The organism is Enterobacter cloacae complex sp. Mu1197 (assembly GCF_040059225.1).
Classification (GTDB): Bacteria; Pseudomonadota; Gammaproteobacteria; order Enterobacterales; family Enterobacteriaceae; genus Enterobacter; species Enterobacter quasiroggenkampii.
In genome coordinates, this window is the sequence record NZ_CP157375.1 from 3919057 (window position 1) to 3931425 (window position 12369).

9 protein-coding genes are annotated in these 12369 nt (G+C 58.8%); 4 read left to right on the forward strand and 5 right to left on the reverse strand.

What is annotated here, in order from left to right; genetic code table 11:
* Positions 1-348: 348 nt before the first annotated feature.
* The 4 genes from pgaA to pgaD are packed head-to-tail and all read left to right on the forward strand — an operon-like array spanning position 349 to position 6497.
* Positions 349-2787, forward strand: coding sequence for a poly-beta-1,6 N-acetyl-D-glucosamine export porin PgaA (gene pgaA, locus ABFV38_RS18350; protein WP_348957718.1), 2439 nt, complete (start codon positions 349-351; stop codon positions 2785-2787).
* Between the two features lie 8 nt (positions 2788-2795).
* Entirely contained in the window at positions 2796-4745 is a 1950-nt protein-coding gene (gene pgaB, locus ABFV38_RS18355) for a poly-beta-1,6-N-acetyl-D-glucosamine N-deacetylase PgaB (protein WP_348957719.1), read from the forward strand.
* Positions 4738-6066 carry a poly-beta-1,6-N-acetyl-D-glucosamine synthase gene (gene pgaC, locus ABFV38_RS18360; protein WP_348957720.1) on the forward strand — a complete coding sequence of 443 codons (1329 nt, stop codon included), beginning with the start codon at positions 4738-4740 and terminating at the stop codon, positions 6064-6066. Before pgaB ends, pgaC begins: the two co-directional genes overlap by 8 nt.
* On the forward strand, positions 6066-6497 hold the full coding sequence (gene pgaD / locus ABFV38_RS18365) for a poly-beta-1,6-N-acetyl-D-glucosamine biosynthesis protein PgaD (protein WP_126534059.1): 432 nt from the start codon (positions 6066-6068) through the stop codon (positions 6495-6497). The genes pgaC and pgaD overlap by 1 nt, the downstream gene beginning before the upstream one ends.
* Positions 6498-6549: 52 nt before the next feature.
* On the opposite strand, the gene gss is transcribed toward pgaD, so the two are convergent.
* The 5 genes from gss to ABFV38_RS18390 all read right to left on the reverse strand — a co-directional run bounded on the left by gss (position 6550) and on the right by ABFV38_RS18390 (position 12344).
* Positions 6550-8412: a bifunctional glutathionylspermidine amidase/synthase gene (gene gss, locus ABFV38_RS18370; protein WP_348957721.1), complete on the reverse strand. Its 1863-nt coding sequence runs from the start codon at positions 8410-8412 to the stop codon at positions 6550-6552.
* Positions 8413-8595: 183 nt separating this feature from the next.
* Entirely contained in the window at positions 8596-9573 is a 978-nt protein-coding gene (locus ABFV38_RS18375; RefSeq protein ID WP_348957722.1) for an ABC transporter ATP-binding protein, read from the reverse strand.
* Entirely contained in the window at positions 9570-10547 is a 978-nt protein-coding gene (locus tag ABFV38_RS18380) for an ABC transporter ATP-binding protein (protein ID WP_348957723.1), read from the reverse strand. Before ABFV38_RS18380 ends, ABFV38_RS18375 begins: the two co-directional genes overlap by 4 nt.
* A complete protein-coding gene (locus tag ABFV38_RS18385) occupies positions 10540-11385 on the reverse strand; it encodes an ABC transporter permease (protein ID WP_348957724.1) in 846 nt (281 codons plus the stop codon). The genes ABFV38_RS18380 and ABFV38_RS18385 overlap by 8 nt, the downstream gene beginning before the upstream one ends.
* A gap of 5 nt (positions 11386-11390) precedes the next feature.
* The gene (locus ABFV38_RS18390) at positions 11391-12344 is read right to left on the reverse strand and encodes an ABC transporter permease (protein WP_080347320.1); all 954 of its coding nucleotides are present in this window, start codon (positions 12342-12344) and stop codon (positions 11391-11393) included.
* Positions 12345-12369: the final 25 nt, after the last annotated feature.

Genomic DNA, 12369 nt, shown 5'->3' on the forward strand with positions numbered 1-12369 from the left:
ATAAGCGTCATTAAAAATATATACAAAACTGTCACAACAAAAATAAAACCATTATATTTCAATGTATTACAATTAAGCATTCAATTCAAAATAAACACAAAAAACGGCTCATTACAGAATTATCTCAAAACTACGCAGCCGCTTTTCAGCATATTTATCCGGCAACATATCAGGTGTACATTACCTCCTATCCAGTCTACTGAGATGAGGATCCATAATTACCTTTAAGTAAGTACCCCGTAACATCACTGCATTCAGATTTAATGTTCTCATTTATGGCCTTTTACGCTGAGCTTAAAGGCGGCCGTGTTATGCAATGGATTCATGAAAAACAAATGGCAAATAGATATGGAAAGATCACTTAGCTTCAGTACATTATTCTTTTATCGCACCCCAACATTATTGTTTCTGTTATTACTCTTTCCTGTTCTGGTTCAGGCTACGGAATCCGTTTATGAGCAACAGATTCAACAGGCGCGTAACGGTAATTACACGTCGTTTCTCGATTATCTTCAGCGTTATCAGCAGCAGCATGCCCTGACGCCTGAACACGTTGCGGACTGGTTACAGGTGGCGGCCTGGGCAGGCCATGATGACGAGGTTATTCAGGTCTGGCAGCGCTACAGCATTTATATGCCGCTGCCCGCCCGCGGCGTTGCGGCTGTCGCACAGGCCAGGCGAAATCAAAAAGCGTGGCAGCCCGCTCTGACGCTCTGGAAAGAAGCGCGCAGCCTTGCGCCGGATAACGACGATTATCGTATCGGCTATATCAAAACCCTGGCCGATGCCCGTAAAGATACGATTGCCCTGCAGGAAGCCCGACAGCTGGTGGCGGAGGATCCCTCGCAGGCGCATCTCCAGACACTGGCGTACGTCTGGCAACGCCAGGGAAAAAGCTGGGATCGGCTTTTAGCCGACACGCGCGCACTGGATATCGCGCCAGAAAATCACGCGCTTCTTCGCGAGCTGATCGACGCGCTAACGGATAACCGGGTCAATACCCCCGCGCTCCTGCTTTCACAAAAGGTGGCGCTGTCCCCCGCGGAACGTCGTCGCCTTGAGCTGAATGCCGCAGCCGAAAGCGTGCGCCTTGCAGATGTGCCAGGCAGAACAGAAAAAGAGCGCCTGCAGCTTGCGCAATCTGCGCTGAATCGTTACGACGCGCTGCTGTCTCGCTGGCAAGGCGAGCCGCAGGCGGCGGAAGACATCGTCCTTGCGCGTATCGACCGGCTCGGCGCGCTCTACGCTCATGCCGATTATCCGCGGGTCATCAGCGAATACCAGGATCTGACGGCAGCCCGGCATCCGGTGCCGGGCTGGGCAATCGGCTGGGTGATCTCCGCATATCTGCAGGAGAAAAACGCTGCCGCCGCCTTCGCGCTTCTGCAACGCTATCCGCAATACACATCTGACCCGCAGGACGAAGAGCACGCGCTTTTCTACGCCTGGCTGGATACGGGACAGTATCCGTCTGCCCGCCGGTATGCAGAGCGCCAGACCCGCAACGTTCCCTGGACCCGTTACGATTTCGGCTCCCCTACCCCTCAGCCGAACGATCGATGGCTTACCGGTCAGTCGCTCCGTTTTAACTATTTGCTGGCGACGAATGCCCTGCCGGAAGCCGAAAAGCTGGCGCGACGTCTGGCAACAACCGCGCCGGGCAATCAGGGATTGCAGATTGACTACGCCACGCTGCTTCAGGCGCGGGGTCTGCCGCGCGCGGCGGAGCAAACGCTGAAAATGGCGGAGGCGCTGGAGCCCTCGAATCTGGAGCTTGAGCAGCAGCAGGCTTACGTCGCCATGGATCTGCAGGAGTGGCGGCAGATGGATTTACTGGCCGACGACGTCGTCGCCCGCGCGCCCAACGATCGCAGCGCCAGGCGTCTGGACAGGCTCCGCACCGTCCACCATATGTCCGAGCTGCGCCTCAACGCGAGCAAGGGTTTGCACTCCGATAACCCCGTCAGCGGGACGCACGACCTCAACTGGGACGCCACGCTCTATGGCCCGCCCGTAGCGGATAACTGGCGGCTGTTTGCCGGCACCCGCTATGCAGAGGGTAATTTCGATGAAGGCAAAGGCTCCAGCCGTCACCTGTTGGGCGGTATCGAATGGCGGCCACGCGATCTCCAGCTCGAAGCCGAGCTCTCAAGCAACCGCTATCAAGGGGCGAACAAGCCGGGCGCTCGCCTCTCAACAACGTACTTTGTCACCGATAACTGGCAGGTCATCGGCAGCCTTGAGCGCCTGTCGCGCACCACGCCCCTGCGGGCATTACGCAACGGGATCAGCGCCAACCGGGGGGAAGGCGGGGTGCGCTGGTATCAAAACGAGCGTCGTGAGTACCAGTTCAACGCCGCCCTCAGCCGCTTCTCGGACCATAACCGCCGACAGGAATACACCCTCACGGGCAAGGAGCGTCTCTGGCAGACCCCGTCCCTGACGCTGGATCTCGAACCGGGGATCGCCGCCAGCAAAAACAGCCTGCGGGACACCCTCTATTACAACCCGGCGCGGGATCTCTCCGTGACGGCCGCCCTGGCCGTTGACCATGAGATGGTCCGCCATTACGACACCCTCTGGAGCCAGCAGTTCGTGGCGGGAGGCGGCCGCTACTGGCAGAAAAATCAGTCCGCTGGCGCCATCGCTCTGCTGGGTTACGGACAACGCGTTCAGTGGAACAACGTCATGGATACCGGCGTGATGCTGAACTGGGACAAGCGCCCTTACGACGGCAAACGCGAGAGCAACCTCTCCGTCACGTTTGATGCGACTTTACGCTTTTAAGGATGATGATGATGAACACACGTTTTTCCGCGAGCCTGATATTCATCGGCTGGCTCTGCCTCAGCGCGAGCGTCTGCGCACAGGCATTTTCGTTTATTGCGCCCAAAGATCGGCCGCAACTGGAGGCGAGTAAACCCTGGCCGCAGAACCAGTTCCTGGTGCTGGCCTACCACGACGTCGAAGACGATGCCGCCGATCAGCGCTACCTCTCCGTACGAACCAGCGCGCTAAACGAGCAGATAAGCTGGCTGCTGCACAACGGGTATCACGTCATCAGCGTGCAGGACATTCTCGATGCCCATGACGGAAAAAAAACGCTGCCGCCCAAAGCCGTTCTGCTCAGCTTTGACGACGGCTACAGCAGCTTTTACACCCGCGTCTGGCCACTGCTTCAGGCGTGGAACGTTCCTGCGCTGTGGGCGCCGGTGGGCAGCTGGGTGGATACGCCGGAAAATCAAAAAGTTAACTTCGGCGGTCTGATGACGCCCCGCGATCGCTTCGCGACGTGGGACATGGTGCGCGAGCTCAGCCGGTCTCCGCTGATTGAGATCGGATCGCACACCTGGGCCTCGCATTACGGCATCCCGGCTAACCCGCAGGGCAGCCGCGAACCGGCCATCGCCAACCGCTTTTATGATAAAGCGACGGGCCGCTATGAAACCGATCGGCAGTTCAACCAGCGGATCGGCGATGACGTTCGCAAAGTGACTAACAAAATTACGCAGGTAACGGGCAAGGCGCCGCGCGCCTGGGTCTGGCCCTATGGTGCCGCCAACGGCACGTCGCTCGCCATCGCCAGACAGCAGGGTTATCAGCTGGCCTTTACCCTTGAGGACGGGCTGGGGAACGTTCAGGAGCTGGGCAATATCCCTCGTCTGCTGATCGCCGGCAATCCCTCGCTCAAGGCGTTTGCCAGTACGGTCAGCCAGGTTCAGGAGCGCGAACCCGTGCGCGTCATGCACGTCGATCTCGACTACGTTTACGATCCCGATCCGGCCCAGCAAACCCAAAATATCAACAGGCTGATCCAGCGGGTCTACGACATGAAAATCAGCCATGTTTTCCTGCAGGCGTTTGCCGACCCGCAGGGCGACGGCAGGATCAAGGCGCTCTATTTTCCCAACCGCCAGCTGCCGGTCCGGGCCGATCTTTTTAATTTTGTCTCCTGGCAGCTGCAGACTCGCGCGGGCGTGAAAGTCTTCGCGTGGATGCCGGTGCTCTCGTTCGATCTCGATCCTGCCCTGCCGCGCGTGCAGCGTCGTGATCGTCAGACCGGCCGGTTAAGCGATGCCACCGAGCCCTATATCCGGCTTTCTCCGTGGAACCCGCAGGTGCGCCAGCAGGTGACGGACATCTATGAAGATCTGGCCCGCTATGCCAGCTTCAACGGGATCTTATTCCATGACGATGCGGTGCTGACCGACGTGGACGATGGCGGGCAGGACGCCGCTCAGAGCACCACGCGTCAGAAAAGCCAGCTGCTGATTGGGTTTACCCACGCCCTGAGCCTGGCGGTGAAGCACATCCGCGGCCCGCAGATAAAAACCGCCCGCAATATGTTCGCCTTACCCATTCTGCAGCCCGAAAGCGAAGCGTGGTTCGCGCAGAATCTTGACGATTTTCTGGCGGAGTATGACTGGACGGTGCCGATGGCCATGCCGCTGATGGAGTCCGTCCCGGCAGACGAGAGCGATGCCTGGCTGGCGCGTCTGGTGAAAATGGTCGCCACGCGTCCCGGCGCGCTCGATAAAACCATTTTTGAACTGCAGGCCAGGGACTGGGATCGGAAACCGCAGCGCGCCGTTTCCGACAGCCAGCTGGCACAGTGGATGCGCGTGCTCCAGCTGAACGGCGTCAAAAACTACGGTTACTACCCCGATGATTTCATCAACAACCAACCTGATATCTCACGCATCAGGCCTGTATTTTCTTCGTACTGGTACCCTGACAATGACTGATCGCATTATCGCCTTTTCCATTTTATGTCTGGTATTCGGGTTGCCGTTAGGCGTGGCCGCCCTCTTTACCGGCGAGCTGATTCTGGATTTTGTGTTCTTCTGGCCGCTGTTCATGTCCGTGCTCTGGATAACCGGCGGGCTCTATTTCTGGTTTCAGCTTGAACGCCACTGGTCGTGGGAGAAAGAGACGCCCGCCCCGACGCTCGCCGGTGAGCCGCTCATCTCCATTCTGATCCCTTGCTTCAACGAGGAACGAAATGCCCGGGAGACGATTAGCGCTGCGCTGGATCAGCGGTATGAAAATATCGAGGTTATCGCCATCAACGACGGCTCGTCTGACAACACCGCGCAGGTGCTGCAGGCGCTGGCGCAGGAGCAGCCGCGCCTGCGGGTGATTAACCTCGCGGAAAACCAGGGAAAAGCGCTGGCGCTCAAAGCCGGAGCAGCGGCGGCCCGGGGCGATCTGCTGGTCTGCATTGACGGCGACGCCCTGCTCGACCGCGATACGGCAGCGTATCTGGTGGCGCCGCTGATTCAGTATCCCCACGTCGGGGCGGTCACCGGGAATCCGCGTATTCGCACGCGCTCCACGCTGATCGGCCGCATTCAGGTAGGCGAGTTCTCATCGATTATCGGGCTCATCAAGCGGACGCAGCGGATCTATGGCCGGGTCTTTACCGTCTCGGGCGTCATCGCCGCCTTTCGCCGACAGGCGCTGGCAGATGTCGGGTACTGGAGCCCGGACATGATCACCGAAGACATCGACATCAGCTGGAAGCTGCAGCTGCGCCACTGGGATATTTTTTTCGAGCCGCGGGCGCTGTGCTGGATCCTGATGCCGGAGACGCTCAAGGGCCTGTGGAAACAGCGTCTGCGCTGGGCCCAGGGCGGCGCGGAGGTGTTTCTGGTCAACCTTCGCAGGATTGTGCGCTGGGAGCATCACCGCATGTGGCCCCTGTTTCTTGAGTATGCCCTGTCAACGCTGTGGGCCTTCGCCTACGCGATGACGGTGCTGTTATTTATTCTCAGCCATATCGCTCCTGTTCCTGCCAGGCTGACCGTGGGGAGCCTTTTTCCACCAGAGTTTACCGGGCTACTGCTGGGCGTGATGTGCCTCCTGCAGTTCCTCGTCAGTTTGTACATCGAGCGGCGCTATGAACGGAAGGTGGCCAGCTCGCTTTTCTGGGTGATCTGGTTTCCGATGGTGTACTGGATGATCGGCCTGTTCACCACCCTTGTCGCATTTCCAAAAGTCATGCTTAAACGCCAGCGCGCCCGCGCGCGCTGGATCAGTCCGGACCGGGGAAAAGGACGCATTTAATGAACGAAAATACCTTAATTCTGACCGAACATCGGCTGTTGCCACGTCTTTTCGATGCCGCGTTAACGCTGGTGGCGTGGGGAGGCTTTCTGTTTTTCCTGTATGCCCGGCTCTGGATGCAGCTCACCGAGGAGAGCGACCACCGCTGGGGCGTCATTATTGCGTCTTTTAATACGGTGTTGCTCTACCTGCTGTTTGCTGCGCTCAACGGCTGGCTGCTGATTTTGTGGTATCAGTACAATCGCCGTCGGGCCCACGTGAGGCGGCGTCAGCCGGGCTATTTTCACCAGGAGGAGCTGGCCCGCAGCTTTAATGTCTCACCGCAGATCATCTCCGAGATGAGCCAGTACAACCTTCTGACGGTCTATCATGACCAGATTGGCCGCATCATCGATCTGAAGATCAACGGGCAGGAAGAGGAAGAACAGTAACAAAAAGCCCCCGCAGGATGCCCTGCGGGGGCTTTTTTATTGCGGGTAAGAACTACTTATCTTTAACCACGATCAGCGGCTCAATATCGCTCTCTTTCTTCACCACCAGCGAGTCATCGCCGCGCAGACAGGTCCCACCGTAGTTCCCGCCCACGGTAAAGGTACAGACCTGAATGTACTTGCCGTCGACGTTTGGCAGGCACCACAGCTGCTGGTAGATGTTTTTACGGTCGACAAACTTGCCGCTGGATTTATCCAGCAGTTCGTCCTGGGCGCTAATCAGGTCGATATTACTGCCGCAGCGTCCGGCAATCGGCTTGACGGCATATCCGGTCTGCTTCAGCAGATCGTTGACCTCAAAATCGGTGTCGAGCAGGTAACGGTGATTCGGGAACAGTTGCCACAGCACCGGAAGAATCGCCTTGTTGCCGGGAATGACGGTCCACAGCGGTTCAAAGACCAGCACCTCCGGGCGCAGCAGGACGTCAATCAGGCGCACTTCGCCTTCAGGATGCCCGGTCCGGATCGGCACGGCGGCGTATTCGGTTTCGCTGACCTCGCGGATCTGCTCTATCGCCGTCTCCCACGCCCAGGTTTTCCACACGCAGTTGACGTGGCGACCTTCGTCGTCAATCAGTTGTCCGGCGGCATCCCAGCTGAGCGCCCCCAGCCCGTGGAGGATTTTGGTCTCGAACCCGGCCTGCATCAGCGAACGCTGAATAAAGAGCGCGTGATAGTCCTCTTCGACATCGTTGTCCTGCATGATGTGGACGAAAGGCCGGGCGTGGCTGTGCTTCCAGGCGCCGGTCAGTTCTTCCAGCAGGCCTTCTGCCGGGTTATGCCCGTTGCCGCGATAGCCATTTTTCACCCACTCCTCAAGGATAAGTCCGCCCTCGGTATGGCAGGAGGCGGAGTCGGCGTTGTACTCGTAGACCTTGATGCCGCGCTCATCCATACAGAAATCCATACGACCGGTGATCATATGGTGACGACGCCACTGCCAGGAGAGGCGCAGGCGCGGCCAGAGGATTTTCGGGATGTCGAAAAGCGCCAGCAGGCTGTCGTCTTTCAGCACCTTGTCCGTGGCGTGCAGGTACATCAGGTGCAGTTCGTTGGTGGCCTTGATCAGCTCCTGCTCGGCGCTTTCGGTAATGGTGAAGTACTGGCAGGGATCTTTGTTGATCACGTGACCGTTGGCGCGAATATACGCCTGCTGCAGCACGTCATTTTCGTTGAGCCACTTGCCGTCGAACTGACGTTTGTTTTTCAGCCGCGCGCCGCTGATTTTCAGCAGTTCACCGTCGATTTCCGGCTGGGGAATGCTGTGTTCCGTATCGTCGGTCTGGATCATCCAGCCGAGAATTTCCGTGTCGCTGAAGGTGTCGTGGAGGGTGTAACACCCGTTCTCCACGCTCAGGCGCAGCTCGCGCGTCCACTGCTGCCCGAGCGGCAGCGGAGAGTGAATGACGTTCTGCTCGGCAATTCGCACCTTATCGTCCAGAAGCTGGGTGATCACCGCCACGTGGCCGGTCTCGTGAAACTCGCCGCCCTTTTGCCAGATCAGCAGCGCTCCGGCGCGCGGCGCGCGTTTTGAACCGTTGGCAAAAGCCTGAAGGGGCAGAATGTTATCGTTCACCACCTGACGCAAAAAGCGCAGGGAGAAGATCTCCCACGCCATGCCGACGTCGGTAAACACAAAGCCATAGTTGAGGAACAGGAAACGGCGGGCAAACTCAACGCACTGCCACTTGTGGCCCATGTATTCGTTGCCGATGTAGCTGCGAAAATCCGCGTCTTCCGGATAGTTTCGCGGGTCCAGACTGCCGTAATTTGAAGAGTAAATCGCCACGCCACCGGGCGCATAGCCTAACAATGTCCCGAATGGCGCATCACTGCTTAACGTTCCTTTACGCATGTATCCAACCTAAAACAGGCAGGCGGCAATTTTTATAGGTTGTCGTCGTCTGCACGTTGTAATTAACCTGACAGAGGAGCGTTTATCATACACCTGCGTGGTAAATAATTCGCCTTACCCGGCCGACAAAACACAAAACCCTGTAGGTCGGGTAAGCGAAGCGCCACCCGACACGTTTAAGGCTCACATCTTAAACAACCAGCACGCCGCAATATGCCCTGGCGCGATCTCCTGCATCGCTGGCTCCTGTGTCTGGCAAACCGGCATGCTATGCGGGCAGCGGTTGCAGAACTTACAGCCCGGCAGCGCGGACGTAGGGCCGGGCATTTCGCCGCGCAGGGTGGCGTCTTCGAGGTTGCGAATGCGCGGGTCGGGCTGGGGAACCGCCGCCAGCAGCGCGCGGGTATAAGGGTGCGCCGGACGCTGATACAGCTCATTCGCCGGGGCCACCTCCACCAGCTTACCGAGGTACATCACCCCAATGCGGCTGGAGATATGACGCACCATCGAGAGATCGTGGGCGATGAACAGATAGGTCAGTCCCAGCTCCTGCTGCAGATCCTGCAGAATATTCACCACCTGCGCCTGCACCGAGACGTCCAGCGCCGAGAGCGGCTCATCGCACAGCACAAATTCAGGACGCACGGACAACGCGCGGGCAATACTGATGCGCTGGCGCTGCCCGCCGCTGAACTCATGCGGGAACCGCTCAAGGTGCTCCTGCTTCAGCCCGACTTTGTAGAGCAGCGTTTCCGTCCGTTCGCGCTGTTCTTCACGGCTGTAGCCGTGGATCTGCATCGGCTCGGCCACCAGCTGTCGTACCGTCATGCCGGGGTTAAGCGAGGAGTAAGGGTCCTGAAAAATTGCCTGCATCCGTTTACGCAGCGGCTTGAGCTCTTTTTCGCGGGCGTGGGCAATCGCCTGTCCGGCAAAGTGGATTTCGCCCGCAGTGATATCGAAGAGGCGCAGGATGGCGCGCCCGAGGGTGGATTTCCCGCAGCCGGATTCGCCCACCAGGCCAAACGTCTCGCCGGGCTGGATATCAAAGCTCACGCCATCAACCGCCTTCACGGCCGCGCCTTTACGCAGCAAACCGCCGTTAAGCGGATAGTGTTTGCGCAGATCGCGCACGCTCACTAATGGCACCTGTTGTTCACTCATGCCTGAATCTCCTTATCGGCCCATAGCCAGCAGGCGGCGCGATGGCCCTCTCCCAAGGCGTAAAAAGCGGGCTGCCGTTCACACTGGGGCATGCGTTTCGGGCAGCGTTCGGCGAAGGGACAGCCCGGCGGCGGGTTAAGCAGGCCAGGCGGCGCGCCTTCAATGGGCGATAAACGTTGATTAACCTCATCCGGGCGCGGCAGCGAGGCCAGCAGCCCCTGGGTGTAAGGATGCGCAGGGCGATAAAAAATGTCTTCCACGCTCCCCTCTTCCATTACCAGCCCGCCGTACATCACCACCATGCGGCTACAGACCTGCGCCACCACGCCGAGATCGTGGGTGATCAGCAGAATAGCGGTTTGGGTCTGCTGTTGCAGGCTTTTCAGCAGACGCAGGATCTGCGCCTGAATGGTGACGTCCAGCGCGGTGGTCGGCTCATCGGCAATAAGCAGCTTAGGGTTGCAGGAGAGCGCAATGGCGATCATCACCCGCTGGCGCATCCCGCCGCTAAACTCGTGGGGATACTGGTCGTATCGGCGCCCGGCCTCGGCAATCCCCACCTGTTCCAGCATGGCGATCGCCGCCGCTTTGGCCGCTTTTTTGGTGAGCCCTTTATTGCGCATCAGGATCTCCGCCATCTGTTTGCCGATGGTCAGCACCGGGTTCAGGGCGGTCATCGGATCCTGGAAAATCATCGCGATCTCGTTGCCGCGAATGGCGCGCATCTGCGCAGGGGTTTTCTGCGCCAGATCGTCATTCTGGAAGCGAATGCTGCCGCCGGTTATCCGTCCATTGTTCCCCAGAAGCTGAATGATCGACTTACAGGTGACGCTTTTCCCGCAGCCCGACTCGCCAACAATGCCGACAAGTTCGCCCGGCTGCACCTGAAAGCTCACGCCGCGCACCGCGTGAACCTCGCCCTCGCGGGTGCGGAAGGTGGTTTGCAGGTTCTCAAGCGCTAACAGGTTACTCATCGCGATTCGCTCCTGGCTCAAAGGCGGTGCGGAACACATCGCCCAGCACGTTAAAGCTGAACACCGTCAGCAGGATCAGAATACCGGGGAACATCGCCAGCCACGACGCTTCGCCAATATAAGACTGGGCGTTGTTGAGCATGCTTCCCCACGACGCCGCCGGTGCCTGCACGCCGAGCCCAAGGAAGCTGAGCGTCGACTCCATCAGAATGGCCGAGGCGATATTGAGCGTGGCGGCCACGATAATGGTCGGCAGCACGCCGGGAATAATGTGGCGCGCGATAATGCGCAGCGGGTTTTCCCCCGACGCGCGGGCATAAAGCACATACTCGCGCTCTTTCACCGATAAGGTTTCTGCGCGCACCAGCCGCGACATGTTCATCCACGTCAGCAGGCTGATGATCAGAATGATGTTATCCACGCCCGGCTTGAGGTAAGCATTCACCACCAGCAGCAGGAAGAAGGCCGGAATGGCCATCAGGATATCCACGGCGCGCATCATCAGGTTATCCAGCCAGCCGCCAAAATAGCCGCTTACCGTTCCCACCACCGTACCGATAAGCGTGGAAAAGAGCATGGCGAGAAAACCGACCATCAGGGAGATCTGGCCGCCATATAGCGCACGGGTGAAGTAGTCGCGTCCATACTCGTCGGTGCCGAACCAGTGTGCGGCATCCGGCGGTAACGTGCGTGCGCCGAGCGCCAGCCGATCCGGATCGTACGGACTTAACCCCGCACAGAGCGCAGCGACAACGAAAATAAAAAGCACAAACAGGGAGAACTGCGCCGGACGATTGCGGCGCAGCTGGTGACGAACCTGCTGCCAGCGTCTGCTCATCCGGGTTACCTCAGCGTACGAATGCGGGGATCGGCGAAGCGATAAAGCAGATCGGCGATCAGGTTACCGACGATCAGCATCATCGACGAGAGCATGATGATCGCCATGATCAGCGGGTAGTCCAGCGAGGCGATCGACTGGATCCCAAGCAGCCCCATCCCCGGCCACGAGAAGACGCTTTCCGTCACATAGGCCCCCACGATTAGCTCACCAAACGACAGGCCGAACAGGGTGATCACCGGCAGCAGCACGTTTTTCAGCACGTGGCGGAACAGAATGCTGGAACGCGTGGCGCCGTAAGCCAGCTGGGTCTGCACGTAGTCGGCCGAGAGCTGCGAGATGGTGTTGGAGCGGATGTAGCGCACATAACTGGAGAGGTTGTAGAACGTGAGGGCAATACACGGCAGCACGCCGTGACGCAGCACGTCCAGCGCATTATCTTCCATGCCGATGGTGCGCATCCCCATGCTGGGGAACCAGTTAAGCTGCACGGCAAAGACCGTAATGAGCAAGATGCCGAACCAGAAAATCGGCACCGAGATGCCGATATAGGCAAACAGATTAAGCACGTGATCCAGCCAGCGGTGCTTAAATGCCCCCGCCAGCAGGCCGAGCGGGATGGCCAGCACGATCGCCAGCAGCAGCGACGCGCCCATCAGCCCCAGCGTGGCCGGAATGCGCTCGCCGATCATCTCCAGCACCGGGCGGTGGTAGATCAGCGAATAGCCGAGATCGCCCTGCAGGACGTTTTTCAGCCACAGGACGTACTGCGTGACCAGGGGCTTATCCAGCCCCAGGCTCTGGCGGATACGTTCGATATCTTCCGGAGCCATACGCGGCGTAATGTACGCCGCCACCGGATCGCCAGGCGCGAGCTTGACCAGCAAAAACGCCACCAGCGAAATAAAGAACAGCATCGGCAGCAGCTGCAGCAGCCGACGCGTGAGAAGTGTGTTCACGACATGCCCTTACCAAGGCCCCGAC